The 26,691-nt window shown below is 67.1% G+C and carries 26 protein-coding genes, 1 tRNA gene and 1 pseudogene; 15 read left to right on the forward strand and 13 right to left on the reverse strand.

Going from position 1 to position 26,691, the window contains the following annotated elements; all coding sequences use genetic code 11:
- The 4 genes from B7L05_RS17455 to B7L05_RS12295 form a co-directional block, all read left to right on the forward strand.
- A partial coding sequence (locus B7L05_RS17455; RefSeq protein WP_179187208.1) for a hypothetical protein occupies positions 1-848 on the forward strand: 848 nt, incomplete at its 5' end.
- A gap of 806 nt (positions 849-1,654) precedes the next feature.
- Entirely contained in the window at positions 1,655-1,855 is a 201-nt protein-coding gene (locus B7L05_RS12285; protein ID WP_085810584.1) for a helix-turn-helix domain-containing protein, read from the forward strand.
- 5 nt (positions 1,856-1,860) lie between these two features.
- A complete protein-coding gene (locus B7L05_RS17700; RefSeq protein ID WP_256926720.1) occupies positions 1,861-2,226 on the forward strand; it encodes a CHC2 zinc finger domain-containing protein in 366 nt (121 codons plus the stop codon).
- A gap of 58 nt (positions 2,227-2,284) precedes the next feature.
- The gene (locus B7L05_RS12295) at positions 2,285-2,539 is read left to right on the forward strand and encodes a hypothetical protein (protein ID WP_085810585.1); all 255 of its coding nucleotides are present in this window, start codon (positions 2,285-2,287) and stop codon (positions 2,537-2,539) included.
- A gap of 16 nt (positions 2,540-2,555) precedes the next feature.
- On the opposite strand, the pseudogene B7L05_RS12300 reads toward B7L05_RS12295, so the two are convergent.
- Both B7L05_RS12300 and B7L05_RS12305 read right to left on the reverse strand, forming a co-directional pair.
- Positions 2,556-3,311, reverse strand: a pseudogene (locus B7L05_RS12300) (IS5 family transposase).
- A 445-nt stretch (positions 3,312-3,756) separates the two neighbouring features.
- Positions 3,757-3,847, reverse strand: a tRNA-Ser gene (locus B7L05_RS12305).
- A 94-nt stretch (positions 3,848-3,941) separates the two neighbouring features.
- Between B7L05_RS12305 and B7L05_RS12310 the strand changes: the two genes are divergently transcribed.
- A complete protein-coding gene (locus tag B7L05_RS12310; RefSeq protein ID WP_085810586.1) occupies positions 3,942-4,883 on the forward strand; it encodes a peptidylprolyl isomerase in 942 nt (313 codons plus the stop codon).
- Between the two features lie 762 nt (positions 4,884-5,645).
- Here the strand turns inward: B7L05_RS12310 and B7L05_RS12315 are convergent.
- Positions 5,646-6,773, reverse strand: a complete 1,128-nt coding sequence (locus B7L05_RS12315) for a hypothetical protein (RefSeq protein ID WP_085810587.1) — start codon at positions 6,771-6,773, stop codon at positions 5,646-5,648.
- A 122-nt stretch (positions 6,774-6,895) separates the two neighbouring features.
- Positions 6,896-7,894, reverse strand: coding sequence for a ligase-associated DNA damage response exonuclease (locus B7L05_RS12320; RefSeq protein ID WP_085810725.1), 999 nt, complete (start codon positions 7,892-7,894; stop codon positions 6,896-6,898).
- A 73-nt stretch (positions 7,895-7,967) separates the two neighbouring features.
- Between B7L05_RS12320 and B7L05_RS12325 the strand changes: the two genes are divergently transcribed.
- The 5 genes from B7L05_RS12325 (at position 7,968) to pdeM (ending at position 14,069) form a co-directional block, all read left to right on the forward strand.
- Positions 7,968-8,156, forward strand: coding sequence for a hypothetical protein (locus B7L05_RS12325; RefSeq protein WP_085810588.1), 189 nt, complete (start codon positions 7,968-7,970; stop codon positions 8,154-8,156).
- 154 nt (positions 8,157-8,310) lie between these two features.
- Positions 8,311-10,761, forward strand: coding sequence for a ligase-associated DNA damage response DEXH box helicase (locus B7L05_RS12330; protein WP_085810726.1), 2,451 nt, complete (start codon positions 8,311-8,313; stop codon positions 10,759-10,761).
- Positions 10,762-10,837: 76 nt separating this feature from the next.
- Positions 10,838-11,812, forward strand: coding sequence for a retroviral-like aspartic protease family protein (locus tag B7L05_RS12335; protein ID WP_085810589.1), 975 nt, complete (start codon positions 10,838-10,840; stop codon positions 11,810-11,812).
- Between the two features lie 76 nt (positions 11,813-11,888).
- The gene (locus tag B7L05_RS12340; protein WP_085810590.1) at positions 11,889-13,301 is read left to right on the forward strand and encodes a M20/M25/M40 family metallo-hydrolase; all 1,413 of its coding nucleotides are present in this window, start codon (positions 11,889-11,891) and stop codon (positions 13,299-13,301) included.
- A 105-nt stretch (positions 13,302-13,406) separates the two neighbouring features.
- The gene (gene pdeM, locus B7L05_RS12345; RefSeq protein ID WP_085810591.1) at positions 13,407-14,069 is read left to right on the forward strand and encodes a ligase-associated DNA damage response endonuclease PdeM; all 663 of its coding nucleotides are present in this window, start codon (positions 13,407-13,409) and stop codon (positions 14,067-14,069) included.
- Between the two features lie 23 nt (positions 14,070-14,092).
- Here pdeM and B7L05_RS12350 read toward each other — a convergent pair whose 3' ends face one another.
- From B7L05_RS12350 to rpmF, 5 genes are all read right to left on the reverse strand, one after another.
- Entirely contained in the window at positions 14,093-14,461 is a 369-nt protein-coding gene (locus tag B7L05_RS12350; RefSeq protein WP_085810592.1) for a MerR family transcriptional regulator, read from the reverse strand.
- The gene (locus B7L05_RS12355) at positions 14,458-14,760 is read right to left on the reverse strand and encodes an integration host factor subunit alpha (RefSeq protein ID WP_085810593.1); all 303 of its coding nucleotides are present in this window, start codon (positions 14,758-14,760) and stop codon (positions 14,458-14,460) included. The genes B7L05_RS12350 and B7L05_RS12355 overlap by 4 nt, the downstream gene beginning before the upstream one ends.
- 83 nt (positions 14,761-14,843) lie before the next feature.
- The gene (locus B7L05_RS12360) at positions 14,844-15,812 is read right to left on the reverse strand and encodes a beta-ketoacyl-ACP synthase III (protein ID WP_085810594.1); all 969 of its coding nucleotides are present in this window, start codon (positions 15,810-15,812) and stop codon (positions 14,844-14,846) included.
- Positions 15,809-16,840: a phosphate acyltransferase PlsX gene (plsX, locus tag B7L05_RS12365; RefSeq protein ID WP_085810595.1), complete on the reverse strand. Its 1,032-nt coding sequence runs from the start codon at positions 16,838-16,840 to the stop codon at positions 15,809-15,811. Before plsX ends, B7L05_RS12360 begins: the two co-directional genes overlap by 4 nt.
- Before the next feature lie 29 nt (positions 16,841-16,869).
- Positions 16,870-17,049 (reverse strand): 50S ribosomal protein L32, encoded by a 180-nt coding sequence (gene rpmF / locus B7L05_RS12370; protein WP_085810596.1) that lies wholly within the window; start codon positions 17,047-17,049, stop codon positions 16,870-16,872.
- A 206-nt stretch (positions 17,050-17,255) separates the two neighbouring features.
- Here rpmF and B7L05_RS12375 point away from each other — a divergent pair, with 206 nt between their 5' ends.
- Entirely contained in the window at positions 17,256-17,696 is a 441-nt protein-coding gene (locus B7L05_RS12375) for an MAPEG family protein (RefSeq protein ID WP_085810727.1), read from the forward strand.
- Between the two features lie 7 nt (positions 17,697-17,703).
- Here the strand turns inward: B7L05_RS12375 and B7L05_RS12380 are convergent, their stop codons facing one another.
- Genes B7L05_RS12380 through B7L05_RS12390 form a run of 3 tightly spaced genes read right to left on the reverse strand, consistent with a single transcriptional unit; the run spans position 17,704 to position 19,623 of the window.
- The gene (locus tag B7L05_RS12380; RefSeq protein WP_085810728.1) at positions 17,704-18,039 is read right to left on the reverse strand and encodes a hypothetical protein; all 336 of its coding nucleotides are present in this window, start codon (positions 18,037-18,039) and stop codon (positions 17,704-17,706) included.
- Entirely contained in the window at positions 18,032-18,538 is a 507-nt protein-coding gene (locus tag B7L05_RS12385) for a metallophosphoesterase family protein (RefSeq protein WP_085810597.1), read from the reverse strand. The genes B7L05_RS12380 and B7L05_RS12385 overlap by 8 nt, the downstream gene beginning before the upstream one ends.
- Positions 18,535-19,623 (reverse strand): spore photoproduct lyase family protein, encoded by a 1,089-nt coding sequence (locus B7L05_RS12390; protein ID WP_085810598.1) that lies wholly within the window; start codon positions 19,621-19,623, stop codon positions 18,535-18,537. The genes B7L05_RS12385 and B7L05_RS12390 overlap by 4 nt, the downstream gene beginning before the upstream one ends.
- Positions 19,624-19,795: 172 nt before the next feature.
- Here B7L05_RS12390 and B7L05_RS12395 point away from each other — a divergent pair, with 172 nt between their 5' ends.
- The 3 genes from B7L05_RS12395 (at position 19,796) to katG (ending at position 23,395) form a co-directional block, all read left to right on the forward strand.
- A complete protein-coding gene (locus B7L05_RS12395) occupies positions 19,796-20,344 on the forward strand; it encodes a DUF4142 domain-containing protein (protein ID WP_144037265.1) in 549 nt (182 codons plus the stop codon).
- 98 nt (positions 20,345-20,442) lie between these two features.
- Positions 20,443-21,027, forward strand: a complete 585-nt coding sequence (locus B7L05_RS12400) for a GDSL-type esterase/lipase family protein (RefSeq protein WP_085810600.1) — start codon at positions 20,443-20,445, stop codon at positions 21,025-21,027.
- Between the two features lie 130 nt (positions 21,028-21,157).
- Positions 21,158-23,395 (forward strand): catalase/peroxidase HPI, encoded by a 2,238-nt coding sequence (katG, locus tag B7L05_RS12405; RefSeq protein WP_085810601.1) that lies wholly within the window; start codon positions 21,158-21,160, stop codon positions 23,393-23,395.
- A 73-nt stretch (positions 23,396-23,468) separates the two neighbouring features.
- Here katG and B7L05_RS12410 read toward each other — a convergent pair whose 3' ends face one another.
- Positions 23,469-25,517, reverse strand: coding sequence for a TonB-dependent receptor domain-containing protein (locus B7L05_RS12410; protein ID WP_085810602.1), 2,049 nt, complete (start codon positions 25,515-25,517; stop codon positions 23,469-23,471).
- Between the two features lie 227 nt (positions 25,518-25,744).
- Here B7L05_RS12410 and B7L05_RS12415 point away from each other — a divergent pair, with 227 nt between their 5' ends.
- The gene (locus B7L05_RS12415; RefSeq protein WP_085810603.1) at positions 25,745-26,656 is read left to right on the forward strand and encodes a glutathione S-transferase family protein; all 912 of its coding nucleotides are present in this window, start codon (positions 25,745-25,747) and stop codon (positions 26,654-26,656) included.
- The last annotated feature ends 35 nt before the right edge of the window (positions 26,657-26,691 follow it).

Genomic DNA, 26,691 nt, shown 5'->3' on the forward strand with positions numbered 1-26,691 from the left:
CTGAATCAGAAAATCGAGCCAATGTGAATCCTCAACGATTCAGAAGGGCCGGAAACCGCTCTAGTTGCGGCAAGACTATACGTAGCAACAAGCTCGAGAACGTGGAGTGTCCTCATGGCGCCAGCCGCCGCTCTTCGCAGGAACCCTGCCGCACGGCTAGCGACACATCCTCATCGGTCATCTTTGAGTGCCGACCAGATGGCTACGCAGAAGGCGACCTACTAGAATGGATCGGTATCGGTGCGTCCTTCGACAGGCTCGAGATCTCCGTACAAACCTACCTGCCAGCTGCAGTTAAGGAACCTCAAGGGACATCCCTTAATGACGCCCATACGGTTGATGATGCCTCCATCGACAGTCAGTGGAACCTCGCTCCAAAAACGCTCGGCCCTGAGGTTCAGCGAGCATGCCCTTTCCTGCCCACTGCTGTAGAGCGTGCCAATGACGATGCGGACCATGTGTGTGGTGTCATTCAAGCGTCAGTAAATGAGATGGTGATCGAACGCGGTAGGATCAAAAGCGAGACGGGAAGGATGATTGGCTTTTCGTTCCTGTTCCTTCTCTTTGCCCTCGCGACCTACCTGCTCGGTGGCCATCCTGGGTGGATTGCTCCAACGCTGATAGCACTACTTACGGGAGCGAGCGCCGCCGAGTGCGCCGCCAGGAGGCGCGGCTTGGACGTCGCCATCAGCAGCTGTGAAGAAGGGCTGAGGCAGCACGGGGTGTCGGTGAACTGGGAACGGCGGGGCGACCAGGTAAGAGCGGTGATGAAGTGGAAGGCTCTCAACCTGCGCTTGAATCACGCCGCCGTTGTTAACGGCGACCCTGATTTCACCCGCCAGAAGTAAACCCTCAGATAAGTAGCCCGTGACTCCCGCCGGGACAGCATGCATGCTGTCCAGCAGCGTTCAACTGCGTCTACCTCGATCCGGAGAGGATCGGCTGCTAAGCCGCTCATCCGAGGAGAGAGGTATGGCTGACGTGGACTGGCTTCAACCTCAACAGGCGATAGATATGCTCGTTGATAGGGGCACGCAGGCGCCAGAAGCATGGAAAATTGTCGCAGACGCGATGCGGCAAGGCCGGTTGAGGTGTCGCGCGGCATCTATTGAGACGCACTTCGAAGGCGAACCACCTTACCAGAAGGATGATCACGAAGTTCTGTGCGACGCATGGTCGCTTGATGCCGTTCCTCCTCCTGGTCATGTTTTCTGGTCGCAAGGCGACGCTAGGCTAATGTTGCTTATCGCACCCATGGAGATCCGCGGAGCAAGGCTGTCCCGAGCCGGAGCGGAACTACTCGCATTTGATCAATCGGAACGTCTGCGCTCAAGCAGCGGACCGTCGAGGCCGATCAAGAGCAAAGTCCCTCTACCAACCGATGACGCAATCCAAGCCAAAATGCAGGAGCTCATGACTGGAGGGCTGAGCCGTGATGAGGCCGCTAAGCGGATCCGGCAGGAGCCTGGCTTTGAGGCCGTCGGAAACGAGCATGCCCGCCGAACAGTTGTAAACAAGGTGCCGCGGGGACGCCCTCGTAAAATCGCACGGAATCAGGTAGATAGAACCGCGTTGTAAAATCGCACATGCGATTATTGCCGCGATTTTTTAAAAATGGTCGTCCCGGATCGTCCAAGACGAAGAGGATGGTCACATGGCAGAGAACAACGCGGTTACCAAACTGGCGTATAGCATTCCAGAAGCCGCTGCCGCAGTTAGCATAGGGAGGTCGAAGCTTTATCTTCTGATCGCCCAAGGGCGGCTCGAAACACGCAAGATCGGCAAGCGTACTGTTATACCTACCGCTTCCCTGTTGAAGCTTTTGGACGAGCCATCAGATGGCGGGGAGCGGTAGGCGCTGTGGCTGCGCACGCTCGTTTAGGTGCCTTCGCCTCCATCTGCTCCCATCTCAGTGAGCGTTTTCCGGTCTCGGGTGTAGCGCGGCAGACAGGCGTGAAACTCGTCCGCGCGGGTCGCGAGCTGAAGGGGTGCTGCCCCTTCCACCCCGACAAAACGCCCAGCTTCACAATCTACGCGGACGACCGCCGCTTCCAGTGCTTCGGCTGCGGTGCCGAGGGTGATGTCCTCGACTTCGTGCAGCGTGCGTACAGCGCACGTTCCTCACTGATGACGGGCAAATGCGGCCCGCGCCCGCGTCGACACGTTCCTGCAGAACTGGTTGACGAAAGAGACCCTCGAGCTGGAGTCGGCAAAGCATCTGTATGATCGCTTTCTCCGCCACGTCGCTTCGCTCCGGAAGGAGTTGCCAAACTAAAAGGTTGACATGCCGGGACTGATAGCCGGCATCCGGCGCGATGCTGATCTGTACGAGCGGATCGATCGACCGATCGGGTCCAACCGGTTCGACAGATTCCTGAAGCGTTTCGGCATAGTGGACGTCGTTGTGCTGCACCCGGTGCTGCTGGCGCGTATGGGTCGGGACGGATCGGATCAGGCCGACCTGGAGGAGGTGGCGACTGCGATGGAGAGCTACCTCATCCGGCGCATGACCCGTCGCTTTCTAATGGGCCGTGGTTAGGGTCAGGACTCGTTGATCAGAGCCAGAAGATGACGGCGGCGGCGAGCGCGATGGCGGAGAAGAATACCGTGGGGCATAAATCGTAGCGAGTGGCGACACGGCGCCAGTCCTTCAATCGGCCGAACATGATCTCGATGCGGCTGCGGCTTTGGTAGCGGCGCCTGTCGGATTTGATGGGACATTGCGTGATTTCGGCCCGGGATGCAGGGCGTTATGCCCTTGGCGTGCAGCGCGTCCCTGTACCAGTCGGCGTCATAGCCGCGATCGGCGAGCATCCATTGCGCGTTGGGCAGATCGTCGAGCAGCGCCGCGGCACCGGTATAATCGCTGACCTGACCAGCGGTCATGAAGAAGCTCAGCGGGCGACCGTTGGCATCGGTGACGGGGGTGCAGCTTCGTATTCATACCACCTTTGGTGCGACCGATCAGGCGGCCGAGCCCCCCCTTTTTTAGCCGCAGGCTCGAAGCCGTGCGGTGCGCCTTAAGATAGGTCGCATCGATCATGACCGTCTTCGGCGTGGCGCTCGCGGCGGCAGTCCTTCCATCATGCGTAGGAAGACGCCTCTCTCGCTCCACCGCTTCCAGCGGTTGGCGAGGGTCTTGGACGGGCCATACTCCCTGGGCGCATCGCACCAGCGCAGCCCGTTGCGGTTGACGAAGACAATGCCGCTCAAAACCGCCGATCATCAACCGGGGGCTTGCCGCGGTTCTTGGGAAGATATGGCTCGAGCCGCGCCATCTGCTCGTCGGTCAGCCAGTAAAGGTCGCTCATCCTCGGTCTCCTTGCGGAGCCTGAATCAGATCGTGACGCTCACATCGCTGGGGTCCTGACCCTAGTAGACAACGGTGTGGGCAAGCGTGATGCTCTGCACGAGCGCAGCAAGCTGGAGCTGAACCGGCGTCTGCTTGCTGAGCACGCGAGCTGGGACGAGAGCCAGATGAAGTTGCGGCCAAACGAATTGTTCAAAGTGGCGGTCGCTATGGCCGGCTGGCCCCCCGGCTGAGCGAGGCGAACTTATTAACAACTGAACCGCCCAAGAGCGAGCAGGAAGTTTTTAAGAGAACGCGCGACGTTAAGGCGATCTGCCCGTCCCTGACGAAGCGCGACCCTTCATCCGATGGGCGGGTACGCATCGAAGCTAAGTAGGGCCGTAAGTAGGGCCGACGTCCGCAGCACCCAATTTTCGTAAAACTATCAACAACATACGAAGAACAAGTGGCGGAGCGGGAGGGATTCGAACCCTCGATACGCTTTTGACGTATACTCACTTTCCAGGCGAGCGCCTTCGACCACTCGGCCACCGCTCCGCATTGCCGGGAGCCGGAGCCCCTAGGGCGGACGCGGGCGCGGCGCAAGCGCCGGTGCATTGCGTAAGCCGGCGCGAGTGTGCACGATCGTAAAATGTTCGCCTCGCTTCTACCGCTTCTGTTCGTCCAGGCCGCCGCTGCACAGGCAATTGGCCGAACGCAGCCTGATCCACGTTCGCCGACGGAGATCGTTGAGGCTGCCCCCACGTCCGATTGGCGGCAAATCGCGGCGGAGGACATGTTGGTCATGGAGTTGGCGGGGGGGCGGCGGGTGGTTGTGCAATTGATGCCGGCGCCGTTTGCGCGAGCCTGGATCGGTAACATCCGCACCCTTGCTACGGCGGAGTGGTGGGACGGCACAAGCATCAACCGCGTCCAGGACAATTACGTCGTGCAATGGGGTGATGCGAGCGAGAAAAAGTCATTGCCGCCTGGTCTTTCAGCGGCCAACGAGTCGGATTATAGCGTGCCCGCGACTTCGCTCAATCCGCGCGAGATGACGCGCGGGCCTGCCGACGTCTATGCGCGATCAACCTACTTCTATCGCGGATGGCCGATTGCTGGTGACGAAGGTTGGCCAAAAGGGGGAGTGCAAAAGGGCTTTGCGAGGGGTTCGCGGGCATGGCCGGTGCATTGCTACGGCACTGTGGGGGTGGGGCGAGACGTGTCGCCGAACACGGGCACGGGTGCAGAGCTCTACGCCGTCATCGGGCATGCGCCGCGCCACCTCGATCGCAACATCGCCGTGGTCGGTCGGGTGATTGCGGGCATCGAGCACCTGTCGAGCTTGCCGCGCGGCACGGTGGGGCTGGGCTTCTATGCGCGGCCCGAGCAGCGCGTGCCGATCGAACGGCTGCGGCTGGCGAGTGCGTTGCCCTTGGCGGAGCGGCCACGGTTCGAATACCTCGCCACTGACAGCCCGACTTGGGCGCGCTATGCGAGCGCGCGCGCCAATCGCAAGGACGCCTTTTTCATCCAGCCGGCCGGCGCGGCGGACATCTGCAACATACCGGTGCCGGTGCGCGCGATTCCGTAATCCGGGCTGACGGCGATCATCGTATCGGGCTGTGCCGTCCAGGCGCCGATGCTGGGCGCGACGATCAGAACCCGGGGTCACGGGCCTAGATCTGAACAATGCTGTGAGCCGCCTGAAAACGTGACCCCACGTGCGCGTCATCGGAGCAGGCGATGCTGCCGCCCGGCGAGCCGACGCGGGGGAGCGTCGAACCCGTACAATGCTGCACTGCAGCGTCGACTCGGCCCGCGAGAGCGTGGCCAACCCAGCCTTGTCGTGTCCTGCGCTAAGCGCACGCGGAGCAGCACTGCTCCGGGCCACGACCGAGCGGCGCGCGGGCAAGCAATCGCCGGGGATCCCACTGGCGTGCGCTGAGTGGCAGAGCCGAACGCACATGCGCCAGCCGAAGCGGACGGACGGCGGCCGAAGCGCCGCGCGAGCCGTTTGGGCGTTCGCCGACCGAGCCGAGTGCCGAGGCACGCACCTTGCGCACGCCGGACACCGAGGTGGCATCCGAGCGGCTGAGGGGAGCGTATCGGCCGTTCGGTGCGTCCGGATGCGATCGCAATGTTCTGACTCTTCGTCGGCCCGGAACGCGCTGGACCACGACGGGATGGAACGGTGGCGGGGCGCGCTATCGCCTAATCTGTCGGGCCCGCGGCCCCCGCATTAACCTCGCCCCACCGAACGGTGAGGTACTGCCCGGGAGAGCAAAGTGCGGGGCGAGCGTCTGATCGACGCTGTGTCCCGAGCCTAGCTGATCGCGTGTCGTCGCGGCTAAGCTCAGTGGATCAGTCGGCCGAGGCGCCGTGCGACGAACGGGGCGTAGTGAGAGCGCCTGATGCGCGTGATCGCGCGGTCGGCAACACGATCGAGCCAGTGTAGCGCGTGTCGGCGCAGCCACAGCCGGCTTTGTGCCAGTCGCACGTCAAGAAGCATCGCGCCGTGCTGGTGCGCGGCGGCCGAGCGAAGCGCGCGGACGGCGGTGGTTGCGTCACCCCGCGTCTCGAGATGCGCAGCATAGCCCATCCAGGCGTGCGCGTTGCTCGGCGTGCGCTGAATGGCGGCGCGGTGGAGTGGGGCGGCTTCGGCCGGGCGCCCGAGCCGATCGAGCAGCGCGGCTTGCAGCGCGAGGATATGCGATTCAGGTTCGAGCGCGGCGGCGCGTTCGAGCAGCCGGATTGCGCGTTCGGGGTGGCGCGCGGCGCAGCGCTGCGCGAGCACGAAATAATGGTGCTGCGACGTGCGGCGTGCCTGACGCACCTGGCGAAGCATCGCGGCGGGATCGAAGCTGTCGGCGATGATCTGACGCAGCGCGGCTTGGAGTGCGCCGGTTTCCACCAGCAGCGCGCCGACGGGATGACCGCCGCCGGGAACGGGGATGAGCGTCGCGGCACCGGCGGCGGCGATCGCGCGGGCATGGCGCGCGTCGCCCCCGACATGCGGATCGTAGAAGACGTACTGGCGCTTCGCGGGCACCAGCGGCGCTTCGTCGAAACGGACGTGCGCGATGTCGGCCTGCCAGCGCCTCTCCCATGGCGCAACGCGCGGATCGACGCTGATCTGCGGCGACAAGGCAATCGCCGTGTCGGCGCGGCACGCAGCGGCGAAGCGCACCGCGGCGTAGCCGCCCATGCTGGAACCATAGGTGATCGCGCGATCATAGAGCCGGGCGGTCGCCGCGACGTGCGCAAGCGCTTCCGCAATATCGGGATATTGATACCAAAGGTTGCTGCGGTTGATGACGTGGATCGCGTCGATCCGCGTACGACGCAGGAAGTCCTCGGCAAAGCCGGCGCGATCAGGGGAAAGATCGTCCGCCCGCGATCCGAAGGTGACGATCAGCGTGCCCCCGCGCGAGCCGACGCGACGGACCACAAGGTTCGGCGAGCGGAACAGTTCCTCTTGCAATCGATCCCCTTTGCACCGGTGGTAGCGTAGTAGAAGCGGCGCGGCGAGGGGGGCGGGGTAGGGCGTCGAGGAGTCGGGCGTATCGGGATGGCGCAGGGGGGCGGCCAGAGGGTGCGGCCGGACTAGTCGTCCTCGTCCTCGAAGCCGACAAGCGCCAGCGCGCGGGCCTTGATCTGGCGCGTCATGCACCAGTGAATCAGCGCGTCCTCGCGGCCATGCGTGACCCACACTTCGCGCGGGGCGATTTCCTGGATCGTGTCGATCAGTTCGTCCCAATCGGCGTGGTCGGACATGATCAGCGGCAGTTCGACGAGCTTCTGCCGCGCGCGCTGGCGCACGCGCATCCAGCCGCTGGCCATCGCGGTGATCGGATCGGGAAGGCGGCGCGACCAGCGATCGTTGAGCGCGCCGGGCGGGCACATCACGACGTGGCCCGCCATCGCCGCCTTGGGCACGCCGGCGACGGGGATCAGCTCACCCAGGCGAACGCCGTGCTCGGCGTAAAGATCGCACAGGCGCTGGAGCGCGCCGTGAATGTAGATCGGCGCCTCGTGCCCGCGTTCGCGCAGTTCGGCGATGACGCGCTGCGCCTTGCCCAGCGCATAGGCGCCGACGAGGACGCAGCGATCGGGATTGGCGTGGAGCCGCGCGATGAGCTTGTCGATCTCGTCCCCGGTATCGGGATGGCGGAAGACGGGCAGGCCGAACGTCGCCTCCGTCACGAACACGTCACACGCAACGGGCTCGAACGGCGCGCAGGTGGGATCGGGGCGGCGCTTGTAATCGCCCGAGACGACGATCCGCTCGCCGCGATGCTCGAGCAGGATCTGCGCCGAGCCGAGCACGTGCCCGGCAGGGACGAAGCTTGCCTCAACGTCGCCGAGCCGCACCGTCTCGCCGTAGGCAACCGGGTGCCCGGCCTGTTCGCCGTAGCGCGCGTCCATGATCGCGAGCGTCTCAGGCGTCGCCCATACCGCAGCGTGGCCGCCGCGCGCGTGATCGGCGTGGCCGTGCGTTACGAGCGCGCGCGCCTGCGGGATCGAGGGATCGATCCACGCATCGGCGGGACGCACGTAGATGCCGTGGGGGTGGGGTTCGAGCCAGTCGCCGAGCTTGGACATCAGCCGAATACGCACGACCGGATCGAAAAGCCCAACACCCTCGTTATCCGTCGGAACGACAGGAGAGTTTCGCATGGTATATTCGATATTCGGCGACAGCCTGTGGGCGATCGTCGTCATTGGCGGCTTCATCATCCTCGCCGCGGCGCTGGCGTTCGCCAAGCTGCGCAACAAGACGACCCCGGCGCAGGACGCACGGACCGAGCAGGCGACGCGCGACTTGTACAAGGAGCAATCGCGGCAGGACAGCATGCGCGGTTGACGCCGCGAGCGTGGGCCGCTGCCGCGGGGAACACTGAGCGGCGCGGCGTGGAGCGATGTGCGCGAGGCTGCCGGTGGTAACCAAGCGCTCGGCCGTCGGCCGTGCGCCGGGCGATGGTTCTTCGGTTGCGACGCCGGCCCTATATCGCGCGGCGATGAACCCTGTGCTGCCCGCCCCGCTCGCCGACTGGTTCGCCTCGCGCGGGTGGCAGCCGCGGCGGCACCAGCTGGCGATGTTGGCCGAGGGGCGCGCGGGACGGCACGCGCTGCTGGTGGCGGCGACGGGTGCGGGCAAGACGCTCGCAGGGTTCCTGCCGACGCTGGTCGAACTGATCGAGACGCCGAGTGAGGGGCTGCACACGCTGTACGTCTCGCCGCTGAAGGCGCTGGCGGTAGACATTCAGCGCAACTTGGTGACGCCGGTGGCGGAGATGGGGCTCGACGCGCTCGGCATCGACATCCGCATCGAGACGCGCACCGGCGATACGCCGTCCGACCGCAAGGCGCGGCAGCGCGCCCGCCCACCGCAGATCCTGCTGACGACGCCCGAATCGCTCTCGCTGCTGCTGAGCTACCCCGACAGCTTCACGATGTTCGCGGGGCTGAAGACGATCGTGATCGACGAGGTGCATGCGTTCGCGACGGGCAAGCGCGGCGACCTGCTGTCGCTGTGCATGGCGCGGCTGCAGACGATCGCGCCCGGCCTGCGGCGCATCGCGTTATCTGCCACGGTGGCGGATGCCGACGGCTATCGCGCGTGGCTCGCCCCTGACGGCGACATCGATGCGGTGAGCCTGGTGCATGGCGACCAAGGGGTCGATCCGAACATCGCGATCCTGCTCCCTGAGGACCGCGTGCCGTGGGCGGGGCATTCGGGGCGCTATGCAGCGGCGCAGGTGATGGGTGAGATCGAGGCGCATCGCACGACGATCGTCTTCTGCAACACGCGCAGCCTCGCCGAGCTGATCTTCCAGGATTTGTGGAAGGCGAATGAAGCGCAGCTGCCGATCGGCATCCATCACGGCAGCCTGGAAAAGGAGGCGCGACGCAAGGTGGAGGCGGCAATGTCCGCCGGGCGGCTGCGCGCGCTGGTGGCGACGGCGAGCCTCGACCTGGGGGTCGACTGGGGCGATGTCGACTGCGTGATCCAGATGGGCGCGCCCAAGGGATCGTCGCGGCTGCTGCAGCGGATCGGGCGCAGCAATCACCGGCTCGACGAATCGTCCGAAGCGCTGATCGTGCCGGGCAACCGCTTCGAATATCTCGAGGCGCGCGCCGCGCTCGACGCGGTGGAGGCGGGCGAGCTCGATGCCGATGTGTTCCGCATGGGCGCGCTCGACGTGCTGGCGCAGCACGTGATGGCGTGCGCGTGCGCCGCGCCGTTCGACCAGGCGGCGCTGCTCACCGAGGTGCGGTCAGCGCTGCCCTATTCGGCGCTGACCGACGATCTGTTCGACAAGGTGCTCGGCTTTATCCGCGACGGCGGCTACTCCTTGCGCGCGTACGACCGGTTCAAGCGGTTGACGCAGGACGGCGACGGCCCTTCGACAGGCTCAGGACAGGGCCTGTGGCGGGTGAGCCACCCCAAGTTCGTCGCGCAGCATCGGCTGAACGCGGGGATCATCGTCGAGGCGACGATGCTGAAGGTGCGCTTTCGCAACGGGCGCGCGCTGGGCAAGGTGGAAGAGGCGTTTGCCTCGACGCTGAGCCATGGCGACACGTTCTTCTTCGCGGGCATGAGCCTGGAGGTGGAGAAGATCGACACCGAGGATCTGATCGTGCGCGCGACGGCGCGGCCGGCGCGGATCCCGACCTATGGTGGCAGCCGCATGCCGCTGTCGACCAACCTCGCCGATCGCGTGCGCGGGTTCCTGGCGACGCCCGAGGAATGGTCGCGCTTTCCAGACGACGTGCGCGAGTGGCTGGAGATCCAGGCGCGCCGCTCCGCGCTGCCGCGGCCCGACCAGCTGCTGGTCGAGACCTTTCCGCGCGAGGGGCGGCATTACATGGTCGCCTATAGCTTCGAGGGGTGGAACGCGCACCAGTCGCTCGGCATGCTGATCACGCGGCGGATGGAGACGGCGGGGTTGAAGCCACTGGGGTTCGTGTCGAACGACTATGCGATCGCGACCTATTCGGTCGATCCGATCACCGATCCCGCCGCGCTGTTCTCCGCCGACATCCTCGAGCACGAGTTCGTCGAGTGGGTGCAGCAATCGCATCTCCTGAAGCGCGCGTTCCGCGAGGTGGCGGTGATCGGCGGGTTGGTCGAGCGGCAGCATCCCGGCAAGCGCAAGACGGGCAAGCAGGTGACGTTCTCGACCGACCTCATCTACGACGTGCTGCGCAAGTACGAGCCGAGCCACATCCTGCTGGAGGCGGCGTGGGCCGATGCGCGCGCGCGGATGACCGACGTCGGGCGGCTCGCGGGGCTGCTCGACCGCGCGGCGGAGACGATGCTGCATGTCGACCTGCCGCGCGTCTCGCCGCTCGCGGTGCCGGTGCTGGTGCTGATCGGTCGCGAGAAGGTGGCGACGGGGAGCGCGGACGACGCGCTGCTGATCGAGGCGGAGGCGCTGGCGGCGGACGCAATGCGCGTGGACTGACCGGCGGGTGTGACGAAGGAATGCTGCGCAGCAATTTGTTTTGACAAGGGACCGAAACGGGCGCTTCATCGCGGGCATGCGTCGCTGGCTCGCCTTGCCGTTGCTTTCCCTGCTCGCCAACACCGGCGAGCCGGTGCAGGCGCCGCCGCCCGCCGTCGTGCCCCCACCCCTTGGTGCGCCGGAGCCGGCGACGACGCTGGGCGAGCAGCTAGCGTTCGGCAACAACGGGCCGCGCATGACGGTGCCGGTGCAGATCGCGGGCGCCGGGCCGTACGAATTCATCATCGATACCGGTGCGCAGCGCACCGTGATCAGCCGCGAGCTGGCGGGCAAGCTGGGGCTGGCCGGCGGGCGCAATGTGCGGCTGACGGGAATGACGGGAACCGAAGACGTCGGAACCGTGCTGATTCCGTCGATCTCGGTCAGCACGCTGGGCGGATCGGCGATCGAGGCGCCGGCGCTGTCGGCGGCGCATCTCGGCGCGCCGGGCATGCTGGGGATCGACGCGCTGCAGGGGCACTCGCTGGCGATCGATTTCGACACGCAGAGCATGAGCGTATTGCCCGCGCGCCGCCGCGGAGAGCGTGTGCGGCGCGCGCCCGACGAGATCGTGATCCAGGCAAAGAGCCTGTTCGGGCAGCTCGTCGTCACCGATGCGCGCGTCGCGGGCGAGCGGGTGCGCGTGATCCTCGACACCGGCAGCGCGGTGACGATGGGCAACCTTGCGCTGCGCAAGCGGCTGGCGAAGCGCGGCAAGGTGGCGCCGATCACGCTGATCAGCGTGACGGGCGGGCAGCTGATCGCCGACTATGGCTCGATGAAGCTGATCAAGATCGGCGACGCGGAGATCAGCGACATGCCCGTCGCCTTCGCCGATGTGCCGCCGTTCCGCGCCTTCGGGCTGGAGAAGAAGCCAGCGCTGATGCTGGGGATGGATGCGCTGAAGCTGTTCACCCGCGTGCAGATCGATTTCGCCAATCGCGAGCTGCGCCTGAGCCTGCCGCGCGGCAGCCGGCGCAACTGGGAGCCGGCGCGCTTCGCCTCCTTCTGACGCCGCGCCACCGTAGAGCGTTGCGCCGCCACGCTTTCCCTGCAACGATCGTCGGCATAACGATCGGGAGAGAGTGATGCGGGGCGTGTGGCGTTTTCTGGCAGCGGCGGCTGCGCTTTCCCCCGCGATCGGTGCATCGATTCCCGCACAGGCGCAGCAGCGCCCCGACCAGCAGGCGTTCTTCGGCCTCTACAAGGAACTGGTCGAGACCAACACCGTCGTCGGGCAGGGGAGCTGCACGCGCGCCGCGCAGCAGCTGGCGACGCGGATGAAGGCGGCGGGCTATCCGGCGAGTGCGGTAACGGTTTTCAGCGTGCCCGAGCATGCCGAGGACGGCGGGATCGTCGTGACGCTGCCCGGCACCGACCGCGCGCAGGGCGCGATGCTGCTGCTCGGCCATCTCGATGTGGTGGCGGCGAAGCGCGAGGATTGGGTGCGCGATCCGTTCAAGCTCGTCGAGGAGAACGGCTTCTACTACGCCCGCGGCACCGTCGACGACAAAGCGATGTCGGCGGTGTGGGCGGACACGATGATCCGCTTCGCGCAGGAGAGATATCGCCCCAAGCGGACGATCAAGCTGGCGCTGACGTGCGGCGAGGAGACGACCTACGCGTTCAACGGCGCCGACTGGCTGGCGAAGAACCGGCCTGAGCTAGTGCGGGCCGACTTCGTGCTCAACGAGGGCGGCGGCGGGCGGCTCGACGCGGCGGGCAATCGCCAGGCGCTGGCGGTTCAGGTAGGCGAAAAGGCGGCGCAGAACTTCACGCTGCTCGCGACCAACCCCGGCGGGCACAGCAGCGCGCCGACGCCCGACAATGCGATCTACGAGCTCGCTGACGCGATTCGTGCGGTGCAGGGCTACGAATTCCCGATCAAATTCACCGACACGACGCGCGCCTTCTTCACCGCGACGTCGCAGGCGCTGCCCGCGCCCGTCGGCCCGGCGATCAAGCGGCTGCTCGCAAACCCCGCCGACACCGCGGCGGATGCGATCGTCAGCCGTGACAAGACGCTGCACTCGACGCTGCGCACCACCTGCGTCGCGACGCTGGTGAACGCGGGCCACGCGGAAAATGCGCTGCCGCAGCGCGCGACCACGAACGTCAACTGCCGGATCTTTCCGGGCGAGAGCGTCGATGGAACGCTCGCCAAGCTGCAGGAGCTGGCCGGGCCGAAGGTGAAGGTGACCGCGAACCAGCCGGTGCGCCCGATCGCGGTGCCGCCGCCGCTCGACCCCAAGATCATGGGGCCGATCACCACGCTGGCGGCGAAGCATTTCCCCAAAGTGCCCGTGGTGCCGATGATGTCGACGGGGGCAACCGACGGGGTGTTCTTCGCAACGCTCAACATGCCCGTCTACGGCGTGCCGGGGATCTTCCTCGAGCCCGACCTGAACGGCATCCATGGGCTGAACGAGCGGATCCGCGTTTCCGCGCTCTACGAGGGACGCGACTATCTCTACGATCTGGCGAAGACGCTCTCCAGCTGAGGGCGGCCGGCGGGCGGTGGCCGCAGCGGGATGGTCCGTGGCGGCGCTGCCCGCGCACCGTGGGATGGACTTGATCGGGCGAGTCGCTTGCGGCATGGCGCCGCCATGGTTCCCTTTTCGTTCGGTGGACACGATCTGACGCCGCTGACGCAGGGCGCGCTGTTCTGGACGGCACGGCGCGCGCTGCTGGTCGCCGATCTGCACCTTGAAAAGGCGAGCTGGTTCGCGCGCTTCGGCCAAATGCTGCCGCCGTACGATTCGCTCGCGACGCTGGCCGATCTCACCGCGCTGGTCGTCGCCACCGGGGCAAGCGAGGTGTGGTGCCTGGGCGACAGCTTCCACGACGTGGCGGGGTGCGAGCGGCTACCCGAAGCGGCGCAGGCAATGCTGCGCGATCTGACCGCGGGCACGCGCTGGACGTGGATCGCCGGCAATCACGATTCGCACTATGTCGACCGCTGCGGCGGCGAGGTGGTGGACGAGGCAATGGTCGACGGGCTAATGCTGCGCCACGAGGCGCGCGCGGCGGAACATCGCCCCGAACTGTCGGGGCATTTCCATCCCAAGCTGCGGCTGCGCGTGCGCGGCAAGCTGGTGTCGCGGCGCTGCTTCGTCGCCACCGGCAGCAAGATCATCCTGCCCGCCTTCGGATCGCTGACCGGCGGGCTCGACGCCGGCCATCCCGAGATCGTCCGCGCAGTGGGGCGCAGCGCGCAGGCGCTCATCCCGGTGCAGGACCGGCTGCTGCGGTTTCCGCTGGCGGCGTGAGCCACGCCGGCGCGGCGCGTGCTTCAGGCGTCGAGCGCGTGTTGCAGACGGTCGCGGATCGCCACCAGCGCCTCGACCGGGACCGCTGCCGCCGTCGGTGTAGGCATTGGGGCAGGGGTGTCTTTCGGCGGGGCGGGGCTGCGGCCCTCACCGGCGAGCAGCTTCTGCACGCCCTTCACCGTGTAGCCCTCGGTATCGAGCAGCCGATGGATGCGCTGCACCAGCGCGACGTCCTCGGGACGATAGTAGCGCCGGTTACCCGCGCGGGTGACGGGGCGAAGCTGCGGAAAGCGCGTTTCCCAATAGCGCAGCACGTGCGCGGCGACGCCCGTCTGCGCGGTGACCTCGCCGATCGTACGGAAGGCGCCGGGCGCCTTGCCCGTGTCGCTCATGCCCCGCCGGTGGCGATACGGTCGCGCATCATCTGGCTGGCGCGGAAGGTGAGCACGCGGCGCGGCGCGATCGGCACTTCGACGCCGGTCTTGGGATTGCGCCCGATGCGCTCGCCCTTGTCGCGCAGCACGAAGGTGCCGAAGCCGGATATCTTGACGTTTTCCCCCTTCGACAGGGCGCTGCACATGTTCGCCAGGATCTGTTCGACGATGTCCGCCGAATCGGCGCGCGACAAACCCACCTGACGGTGCAGTGCCTCGGCCAGATCGGCCCTGGTCAGCGTGCCAGCTTCGCTCATATCGGTGCTCGAACCCCCTATGCCGTGCGACGGTACCATCAGTACTAACAGCAAAAAAGCCGCATATGGCTGACTGATTCAAGTTAAATCCGTACGACGGCGGCACCCCAAGTGAAACCACCGCCCATCGCCTCGAGCACGACGATCTGTCCCGGCCTGATACGTCCGTCGCGGATCGCGACGTCGAGCGCGAGCGGGACGGAGGCGGCCGAGGTGTTGGCGTGCTGATCGACCGTCACCACGACGCGCTCGGGCGCGAGGCCGAGCTTCCGCGCGGTCGCATCGAGGATGCGGGCATTGGCCTGGTGCGGGACGACCCAATCCACCGAATCGGTCGACAGCCCGGCGAGCGCCATCGATTCGCCCATAACGGCGGCGAGATTGACGACCGCGTGGCGGAACACCTCGCGGCCCTTCATGCGCAGCTTGCCGACCGTGCCGGTGGTCGACGGGCCGCCATCGACGTAGAGCAGTTCGTTGTGGCGCCCATCGGCGTGGAGCTTGGTGGCGAGGATGCCGCGGCCGGTGGCCTCGTCGCTCTCCTGCGCCTCGAGCACCATCGCGCCCGCGCCGTCGCCGAACAGCACGCAGGTGGTGCGGTCCTCCCAGTCGAGGATACGGCTGAACGTCTCCGCGCCGATCACCAGCGCGCGGCGCGCGACGCCCGAGCGGATCATGCTGTCCGCCACCTGCACCGCGTAGAGGAAGCCCGAGCAGACCGCCGCGACGTCGAACGCGACGCAGTCGTTGATGCCGAGCATCGCCTGCACCTTGGTGGCGGTGGCAGGGAAGGTCTGATCCGGCGTGGCGGTGGCGAGGACGATTAGGTCGACCTCCGCCGCCGCAATACCCGCCGCGTCGAGTGCGCGGGTCGCCGCGTCGCGCGCGAGCGTCGCAGTGGTCTCGCCTTCACCGGCGATGTGGCGGAAGCGGATGCCGGTGCGCTCGACGATCCACTCGTCGGTGGTGTCGACCATCTCCGCCATCTCGGCGTTCGATACGCGCCGCACGGGGAGCGCCGATCCGGTGCCGGTGATGACGCTGCGAATCATGCCGCCTGTTTCTCAAAATGCCGAAGATCGTCGGCGATGCGACGCGCCAGATCGGCCTGCACCATCTTCGCGGCGACGCCGATCGCGGTGGCGATGCCGCGCTCGTTCGCGCCCCCGTGGCTCTTCACGACGAGGCCGTTGAGGCCGAGGAAGACCGCGCCATTGTGGTTGTTGGGATCGAGATGCTCGCGCAGCAGCTGTGTCGCTGGGCGCGAGATCAGGAAGCCGATCTTCGACCGGACCGAGCTGGTGAAGGCACGCTTCAACAGGTCGGCGACGAAGCGGGCAGTGCCCTCCGCGGTCTTGAGCGCGATGTTGCCCGAGAAGCCGTCGCACACGATGACGTCGTGCTCGCCGCGCGACAGCCGGTCGCCCTCGACGAAGCCGGTGAACGTCATCGGCAGGTGCGGCGCGCCGCGCAGCGCGGCGGCGGCATCGCGGATCTCGTCGGTGCCCTTCTGATCCTCGCTGCCGATGTTGAGCAGCGCGACGCGCGGCGAGGTGAGGTCGAGCGCGACGCGCGCATAGGCAGCGCCCATAACCGCAAACTGGACGAGGTTCTTCGCCTCCACCTCGGTATTCGCACCGAGATCAAGCACGACGACGTCGTTGTCGCCCAGCGTCGGGAGCAGAGCGGCGAGCGCGGGGCGATCGATCCCCGGCATGGTACGCAGCGCGAGCTTCGCCATCGCCATCAGCGCGCCGGTGTTGCCCGCGGAGACGGCGGCGCCCGCGCGACCCTGCTTCACGCAGTCGATCGCGATGCCCATCGACGTGGACTTGGCTCGGCGCAGTGCCTGCCCCGCCTTCTCGTCACCCTTGATGACGCCGGGGGCATGGACGATTTCCGCGTTGCGGCTGAGGTTCGGGTGCTGTTCCAGCCCCCCGCGAATCGCCGCTTCGTCACCGACGAGGAGGAACTTCATCCCCTCGAACCGGCGACGCGCACGCGCCACGCCGGCCAGCATCACGGCTACCCCTTCGTCGCCGCCCATCGCATCGACGGCGATCCAGGAACTGTCGGCCATGATGCTGTGCGCTCCCGTGGCTAGGGCTGTCAGCCCTCGACCGAGACGACCTCACGGCCATTGTAATGGCCGCATGCGGTGCAGAGATTGTGCGGGCGACGCAGCTCGCCGCAGTTCGGGCATTCCTGGAACGCGTCAACCGAGATCGCGTCGTGCGCACGGCGCATGCCGCGGCGGGAGGGGGAAGTCTTTCGCTTGGGGACGGCCATCGCGGCACCTTGATCAAAATGTTCGCAACAAAAGCGACTAGCCCGACGACGATCGACGCGGTCCAGTGAATCACCGGCCGCGCCGGGCGGCCGGGCGCATCGCGAAGTTCGGCGCCTATAGCTGATCGCGCGGCGGTTGCAAGCGCAGCCGTTGCATGCGTCCGCGCCGGATGGCAGGTTCGCCGCAGGATCAAGGGGAGGAAATCATGCTGCTGCCGGTCACGCTCGTCATCGCCGCCGCCTGCGCGGTGGTCAACATCTGGCTCGCGATGCGGCTGGTGCGCGGGCGGCTCAAGGGCGGGGTGATGGTGGGCGACGGCGGCGACCAGGCGATGCAGGCGGGGATGCGCGCGCACGCCAATTTCGTCGAATATACGCCGATCGTGCTGATCCTTCTTGCGCTGATCGAGCTGGCGCGCGGGCCGCTGGTCGCGCTGTGGATCATCGGCGCGCTCTACGTCCTGGCGCGGATTGCGCATCCACTGGGGATGACGCGCGGCGCGCCCAATGCGCTGCGCGCGGGCGGCGCGGCGGTGACGTGGATCGTGACGCTGGTGCTCGCCGGCTGGGCGCTGGCGATCGCGATCGACGCGCCGCGAACCACCCCTGCGACGATCACGCTCGATGCGACTGCGCCGCGCGCCTGACGCGCCGTCACTGTTGGGGCGGCAGCGCGGCATACCAGTCGGCATAGGGCGTGGTGCGCGCCATGTGCCGGTTGAGGTCGGGCGCGCCGTCTTGCCACCAGACAGGGCCCCGCTCGCCCAACGCCACTTTCGCCGCATCGACGCGGGCGCGCGCCTCGGCCAGCGCCTGCGCATCGTCCGCCGCCTTGGCGGTACGTACCGCGCGGCGGGCGTGCATCAGGTCATCGACCAGCGCCTTGCGCCGATCGTCTGAAAGGCTCGGATCGGCGCGGCGCCACAGCCGACCGCGCACGACGATGTAGCGGCCGTCGGGCGTGACGGGGGGCGGGGCGCGGTCAGCCATCCGCCGGCCGGCGCGGAGCGGCGAGCAGCGCCGCAAGCGTCACTGGCGCGAAGCCGCGCACGTCGACGCCGACGTCATATTGCCGCAGCATCGGCTTCATCCGTCCGTGGCTGTGGCCGTGGAGGTTGATCGCGCGGCGATGCTGCCCGTTCCCGCTGCGGAACGGATAGTGGCACAGGACGAGCAGGTGCCCGTCGACGGTGATCTCGGCATAATCCTGCACGCTCGCCCAGCCGACGGCGGCGAGCGTGGCGGCGGGATCGTTGTTGCCGCGCAGCAGTTGCTTGCGCCCGTTGAGCCGCGCGAGCAGCCCGGCCACCGCGTCGCCGCGCCGCGCGACATCGCCGAGGTGCCACACCTCGTCATCGGGCGCGACGGCTGCGTTCCAGTTCGCCACCATCGCCGCGTCCATCGCCGCGACATCGGCGAACGGGCGCTTGCTGATGTTGATCGTGCGGTGATCGCCGAAGTGCGTGTCGCTGGTGAACAGGATCGTCATGTCCAGTAGAGGATCCGTGCGGCGGGCAGCGCATCGGCGATCTCGCGTTCGAAGAAGCCGCGCAGCGTACGCATCGTCGCGGCGTCGTAGACCTGCTTCTCGCTGCCGAACTTGGAGCGCTTGGTGGCGCGGTTCGCCGCGCTCATGTCGAGCGACGATCCGGGGTACCAGCCCTCGAGCACGGCCTTCGAGCCGGGCGTGAAGCGATGCGTGATGAGTTCGACGGTGAGATCGAGGTCGGGCGCGCCGGCCAGCGCTGTGGCGACGTCGGCGACCAGCGTTCGGTACGCCGCCTCCCACCCGTTCGCGGCGATGATCGGCGCGATCGTGAGCCCGATCGGATAGCCGTGGTCCGCCATCCGCCGCAGCGCCGCGATCCGCGCGGCGACGCGCGCTGTGCCGCCCTCGAACCGGGCGAAGCGGGGCGGGTTGAGCGATGCGCGCATCCGCGTGCGGCGCTGGTGATCGAGTGCGAGCAGCGGTTCGACGTCCGCGAATTTGCTGGTGAAGCGCAACTGCGCGGGCGCCTGCCATGCGCCGAACCAGCGGATCGCGGCGGAGAGCGAGCCGGTGAGATGCTCAAGCGCGAGCGGATCGGTGTAGCACGACGCCTCATACGTCGTGCCCTCGTGCGCGCGGTCGCGGCTGCGCGAGGTGATCGTGCCGTCGCCGAGATAGTCGGGCAGCACGGCTAGGATCTCGTCGAGATTGGCGTAGGCGCGGGTGATCGGCGGTCCCTTCAGCGAGCCGGCGAGATAGCAGTAGCTGCAATGCGCCGGGCATCCTTCGGCAAGATCGACGCGCCAGTCGGCACTCGGCGCGATCGGCTGCAGCCGCCGCTTGGACGGCGGCGCGACGGTGACGGCGAGCGTTGCCTTCGCCGCGGCATAGGCGCGCTTCGGATCGTCGGGCAGCGCGAGCGAAAGCCGATCGCCGGGCAGCTCGATCACCTCGCTGCCGAGCATCGCTGCGCGTGCGGCGATCGCGCGGCCGTGCGCCCAATCACGCGCGCTGCGCGTGACGAGGACGCGGCGCGGGATCCAGCCCGTGGCGGCTGGAGGGGAGAGCGGGGCGGCAGCGGTCACGCTAGGCACAACGGCCGGCAGGCACAGCCGTTCAATCCAAGCAAAGTTGATCTGAAGCAAGTTATCCAAAGGATAATAAGGCTTGTTCCCCATGCACTTATTGCACGGTGTGGCGGGAACTTCCGAGAAACTTCCCTGTTGCCTAGTCAACGTCACGCGAGGAATGCAAGACATGATCTACGTTAAGGCAGCTGTTCTTTCGATGTTCGCAGTAGCGGCGGTCCCGGCACTGGCGCAGACCCCGCCGCCGCCCCCACCACCCGAGGCGAAGACCACGGCAATGCCCTATGTCGAGGCTGCTGCGATGAGCGATCTGTACGAAATCAACTCGAGCCAGCTTGCGCTCGAGAAGTCGCAGAACAAGGCGGTGCGCAGCTTCGCCTCGATGCTGATCAAGCACCACCAGAAGACGACCGCGGCGACGACCAGGGCGGCGCAGCGCGCGAACATGACGCCGCCGCCGCCGTCGCTGGGCGGGGCGCAGGCATCGATCGCCGAGCTGCAGGGTGCGTCGGCAGCCGATTTCGACCGGCTGTACATCGCGCAGCAGGTCCCGGCGCACCAAGCGGCGCTCGACCTGCACCAGAGCTATGCCGCGGGCGGCGACCAGCCGGCGCTGCGCACCACGGCGAAGGCGGCGGTGCCGATCATCAAGCAGCATATATCTGCGGCCACCAAGCTGCAGAACGGCGCGGGCCACGCCGGGCATAAAGGCATGTGATTGTCTCCCCGCCGGCTCGGACGATCCGAGGCGGCGGGGAGCCACGTTCGGTCGAACGACCGCTGCAATTCGCGTCTCGCCTCCTATCTTGATGGGCGATGCCTACCTTCCCTTCGATCCTCGCGTTCGGCGATAGCCTGATCGCGGGCTATGGCCTGTCGGCCGCCGACAGCTTTCCCGGCCAACTCGAACGCGTGCTGCGCCGTCGTTACCCAAACGCGCAGGTCGCCAACGCCGGCGTCTCGGGCGATACCAGCGCCGATGCGCTGCGGCGCCTGCCGCGCGTGCTGAGCAGCCTGTCGCAGCGGGCCGACCTCGCGATCGTGCAGATCGGGCCGAACGACGTCATCCGCGGCAAGCCGGCGAGCGAGATGCGCGCCAACCTCGACGCGATGCTGGCCGAGTTCGCGCGCTGCGACATCGCGGTGCTGCTCGCGACCGTCGAGCCGCCCGCGTTCCTCGCCGATCGGGCGCGCGGCTATGCCGGCATCCACGCGGCGGTGGCGGCGCAGCACGGCGCGGCGACCGCTCCCTTCTTTCCGCCCGGCGTGCTGGGGCATCCCGCAATGGTGTTGGCCGACCGCGTCCACCCCAACGCCCGAGCGATCGCCGCGGTGGTCGATCACCTGCTGCCCACCGTCGAGCGGCTGCTCGCTCCAGCCGCAGCCGCGCGCGCGGCGTGATAATCGACAAAGCCGTGTTTTGTGCGGCGATTGATCGATTTCGTAACTCGATCTGACGAAATAATGTCGCTTCACCTGTCATCAACGGCGAGTAGAACCGCCGCATGATCTCACGAGAGGACCGATAAACATGGACGCGAAGACGAGCGGCTGCCCGGTGACCGGAAGCCCGCTGAGCGATCACGCCAAGGAGCCGGCCGCGCTGCGCGCGCTGCTCGGCCGGACGAACCGCGACTGGTGGCCCAACCAGCTGTCGCTCGAGATCCTTCAGCAGAACGGCCTGTCGGGCAATCCGATGGGCGACGATTTCGACTATGCGGCCGAGTTCAAGACGCTCGACCTCGACGCGGTGAAGCGCGACCTGACTGCGCTGATGACCGACAGCCAGCCATGGTGGCCAGCCGATTACGGGCATTATGGCCCGTTCTTCATCCGCATGGCGTGGCACTCGGCCGGCACCTATCGCACCGGTGACGGGCGCGGCGGCGCATCGGCTGGGCAGCAGCGTTTCGCGCCGCTCAATTCGTGGCCGGACAACGGCAACCTCGACAAGGCGCGCCGCCTGCTGTGGCCGATCAAGCAGAAGTACGGCCAGAAGCTGAGCTGGGCGGATCTGTTCATCCTGGCGGGCAACGTCGCGATCGAATCGATGGGCGGCCCGGTGTTCGGCTTTGGCGGCGGCCGCGCCGACGTGTTCGAGCCCGAGAAGGACGTCTATTGGGGTACCGAGGAAGAGTGGCTCGGCCAGACGCGGCATGACGAGGAGGAGGGCCGAGCGCTCGAGAGCCCGCTCGCCGCGATCCAGATGGGTCTCATCTACGTCAACCCGGAAGGCCCGGGCGGCGTGCCCGATGCGCTGCGTTCGGCACGCGACATCCGCGACACGTTCGGCCGCATGGGCATGAACGACGAGGAGACCGTTGCGCTGACCGCGGGTGGCCACACCTTCGGCAAGGCGCACGGCGCGGGCGACGCGAAGCTCGTCGGCGTCGAGCCGGAAGGCGCGGACATCGCGAGCCAGGGCCTCGGTTGGGCCTCGACGCACGAGAGCGGCATGGGCGATCACACGATCACCAGCGGCATCGAGGGCGCGTGGACGCCGACGCCGACGAAGTGGGACATGACCTATTTCGACATGCTGCTCGACCACGAGTATGAGCTCGTCACGAGCCCGGCGGGTGCGAAGCAGTGGCAGCCAGTCGGCAACCCCGAGGAGACGCTGGCGCCAAAGGCGCACACCCCGGGCGTCAAGGTGCCGACGATGATGACCACCGCCGACATGGCGATGAAGGTCGACCCGGCGTATCGTGCGATCTCTGAGCGGTTCCGCAACGATCCCGAGGCGTTCGGCGATGCCTTCGCCCGCGCCTGGTTCAAGCTGTGCCACCGCGACATGGGGCCCAAGATCCGTTACCTTGGCAAGGACGTGCCGACCGAGGACCTGATCTGGCAGGATCCGATCCCCGCGGCGGACTATGCGACGATCGATGCCGGCGACGTCGCGTCGCTCGAGCAGAAGATCCGCGACTCGGGCCTGTCGATCGGCGAGCTCGTTTCGGTCGCCTGGGCGTCGGCGGCGACGTATCGCAAGTCGGACCATCGCGGCGGCGCCAACGGTGCGCGCATCCGCCTCGCGCCGCAGAAGGACTGGGACGTCAACGAGCCCGCGAAGCTCGCCAAGGTGCTGGCGGTGTACGAGGGCATCAAGCGTGACTTCGACGCCAGCGCGACCGGCGGCAAGAAGGTGAGCATCGCCGACCTGATCGTGCTCGGTGGCTCGGTTGGCGTCGAGCAGGCGGCGCGCGCCGCCGGCAGCGACGTCAAGGTGCCCTTCACCCCCGGCCGTACCGACGCGAGCGCCGAGCAGACCGACGCCGAGAGCTTTGACGTGCTCGAGCCCAAGGCGGACGGTTTCCGCAACTATCTCGGCGTACGCTTCAACGTCCCGACCGAGGAGCTGCTGATCGACCGTGCGCAGCTGCTGGGGCTGAGCTCGCCCGAGATGACCGTACTGGTCGGCGGGCTGCGCGTGCTTGGCGCGAACCACAATGGGTCGCAGCACGGCGTGCTGACGACGCGCCCGGGCCAGCTGACGAACGACTTCTTCGTCAACCTGCTCGACATGGGCACGGCGTGGAAGGAAGTCGACGAGACGGGCGACGAGGAATATGTCGGCAGCGATCGTGCGACGCACGAGAAGCGCTGGACGGCGACGCGCACCGACCTCGTCTTCGGCGCGAACTCGCAGCTGCGCGCGCTCGCCGAAGTCTATGCCAGCGCCGATGCGGGCGAGAAGTTCGTCAAGGACTTCGTCGCGGCCTGGACCAAGGTGATGAACGCAGACCGCTTCGATCTGAAGTATAACTGATCGATCAGCCGGCGTGAGGAGGGGCCGCGGCAGCAGCAGCTGTCGCGGCCCTTCGTCGTTTCGGCGGCTGGTATCAGCCGAAGTTATGCTTGATCGTCAGGTACGGCAGGATGTGCTGATTGCGGACGCGATCCTCGACGCGGAACGGCTCCGGGGTGCGCCGATCGGGGGTGAAGAACAGGCGTTCGCGACGGGACGAGAAGTTGCCGAGATTGTCGACCGCGAGCGTCACCGTGGTGCTGCGCGTTGGGCGATATTCGGCAAAGGCGGTGATGTACGGATTGCTGGGGACGAGCGTGTCGAGTTCGTTCAAGCGGAAGGTGGTGAAGGGATCCTGTCCCTCGAAGCCGAAGCCCCACGCGAAGCGCCCGAGATCCTGCCGCCAGTTGAGAGCATAGACGAACGGCGAATTGCCCGAATAGGCGCGGTTGCGGCCGGTATAGGGATCGCGCACCGACGTATCGACATAGGACAGGCGGCCTGAGATGCGCCCGCCCTTGATACCGAGCTTGGTGACGGGGAGGTCGAACGTCGCGCGTGCGATCTTGCTCGTCCCGTTCCCCAGATTACCGGGCGCATCGAACCCCTCGGGCGTGGGGACGCGATCCTGCACCAGCGCGGTGCGGGTGTAGCCGAGTTCGATCTTGATCTGCCCGTCGCCGAGCACTTGCTTCTCGATCGTCGCAAGCCCCTCCCACGAGCGCTGCGGCAGCAGTTCGGCGTTGCCGCCGTTGACGCGTTCGTTGGAAAGCTCGGCCGCGCTGATGAAATCCTCGAAACGGAGCTGCGCGACGGTGCGTGCGATCGACGCCTGCGCGCGCCAGCCGTCACCGATGCGCCAGTCGAAATTGGCGCGCGGCTTGAAGAATTGCAGCGAGCGCTTCGCCGAAGCGTCGCCGGAAACGGTGAGACGCGAGATCTCGTAGTTCAACGCCAGATCCATGCGCAGCTTCGATGTCAGCGCGCGGCTGGCGTTGGCGAAACCCTCAGCGCGATATTCGGTGACGGTCGCGTCGTCGACCGGCAGATCGATCCGCGCGCGTGTGCCCGTATCGTCGAACGCGAACAGGTCGACCTTGCTGCGCAGGCGGTTGAGCGCGCCCTCGATCCCCGTCTCGACCGACCAAGCGCCGAGATCGGGGCGCGTCCACAGCCCGCGCAGCACCGCCTCGTCGCGCTGGCTGCGCACCTGCTGCTCGAACCCGCCGATCACCGCGCTGCGCACGCGCAGCAGCGACAGATCGCGATCATTCCGGTCGCGGCGCGAGGCGAGCCCGATCAGCTTGATGCCGCCGCCCATGAAGGGGCGCTGCACGTCGCCGCCGACCTCCCATTCGTCGAAGTGGAAGCGCTGCGTGAGCCGGTCGTCGCGGGCGATGCCGCCAACGGGAAAGACGTCGTTCGCCTGGCTAAGGCGGAAACGATCGAAAGCGTAGCGCGCGTTGAAGCGCGCGGTCTCGAACTGCGAGGCCTTATAGTCCCACGATCCTGAAACGAATGCGTTGGGATCGGCGATGGTGTTGATCTTACGGCGATATTCGATCAGCTCGCCGCTAGGCAAGGCGCGCAGCCGGTCGAAGCCTTCCTCGCTGGTCTGGTTGTTGTTGACGCCGATCGAGGCGTTGTAGGTCGAATTGCCGTCGCGCAGCAGCGTCGAGACGCTGCCTTCGGGCAGCAGCCGACCGTCATACTGCCGCTTCACGCTGCCGGTGACGGTGCCAGCGAGTCCGCCTTCGCCGGTGAGGACGAGGTTTACCACCTGCGCCTTGCCGCTGTATTCGGCGCCGAACAGCGTACCCGAGCCGATCTCCACCCGCGCGACGCGGCTGGCGGGGATGCGCGCGAGGACGACGTCGATCGTATCGCTCTTCGACGAGGGACGCTGGCCGTTGATGACGACGTTGCCCGCCGCCTGGCCGAAGCCACGCACCTCCTCCTCCGACAGTTCGAGCGTGAAGCCGGGAACGCGGCGCACGACCTCGAGCGCGTTGGCGGGCTGGAAGCGCTGAAAGAAGGCGGCATCGTAGACGGTCCGTCCGCTCGCATCGACGGTCTGCGCGGCGACGGGGGCGGCGGTTGACGTTAGCGCGGCGGCGAGCACCGCGATGGAAACCAGACGCATCTTACCAAACTCCCCCGCACGCCGTCGTACACGCGTGCCGGCGGGTTCCCGCAAGGATCGCGCCAGTCGGACTGCGGCGTGCAGCGCAACGGAACCGCGGGGCGGCGTGCGTTTCCGGACAGCAGGCGTGTCCGATTTCGAACACGGACACGAAAACGATCGACTTAATTGCGGCCCGTGATACCCATCGCACAACGCCAGAAGAGCCGGTCCGAGGAGAGCGACGCGTGACGATCCTGCTGCATCAATACGACACCTCGCCATTTTCAGAGAAGGTTCGCATCTGCCTCGGCATCAAGCGGCTCGAATGGGCGGCGGTCGATCAGCCGGTGGTGATGCCCAAGCCCGATTTGCTCGCGCTGACGGGGGGATATCGCCGCATCCCCGTGATGCAGATCGGGGCGGATATCTACTGCGACAGCGTTTTGATCGTCCGCGAGCTCGAGCGGCGCTTTCCCGAGCACAGCCTGTTCCCAGGCGGTACCGGCGGCATGGATCAGGCCGCGGCGCAGTGGACCGACCGCAGCTTCTTCCAGGCCGCGGTGACGGTGATCTTCGCCGGGATCGGCGACAGCGTCGGCGAGGCGTTCATTCGCGACCGCGAGAAGCTGAGCGGGCAGCCGTTCGATCCCGCCGCGATGCGCGCCGCCGTACCGCATATGGCGGCGCAGCTGCGCGCGCATGCCGCACTGGTGAGCGAGCAACTGGCGGACGGCCGGGCGTTCCTGAGCGGCGAGCGCCCGGGGCTGGTCGACGCCAACGCTTATTACAATCTGTGGTTCGTGCGATCGTTCAACCCGCCGGCGGCGGCCGCGTTCGACGATCTGCCCGGGTTGGCGGCGTGGTACGACCGCGTGCGCGCGATCGGCCACGGCACGCGCACCAGCGTCAGCCGTGAAGACGCCATCGCGCAGGCCGCGGCGGCCGAGCCCGAACCGACCAAGGTCGAGGGCCCCAACGCCGACCTCGCCGGTCGCGCGGTGATCGTCGCGGCGACCGATTACGGGCGCGAGCCGGTGCACGGCACGCTCGTCGGCGCCTCGCCGCACCAGTTATCAGTACGGCGCGAAGATCCGCGGGCGGGCGCCGTGGTGGTACATCTGCCGCGGATCGGCTTCTCGTTGTCGGCCGCAACATGATGTCGCAGAACCGTTTCTAACTGCACGAAAAAATG

The organism is Sphingomonas sp. TZW2008, from assembly GCF_002117915.1.
In the GTDB taxonomy this organism is placed as follows: domain Bacteria; phylum Pseudomonadota; class Alphaproteobacteria; order Sphingomonadales; family Sphingomonadaceae; genus Sphingomonas.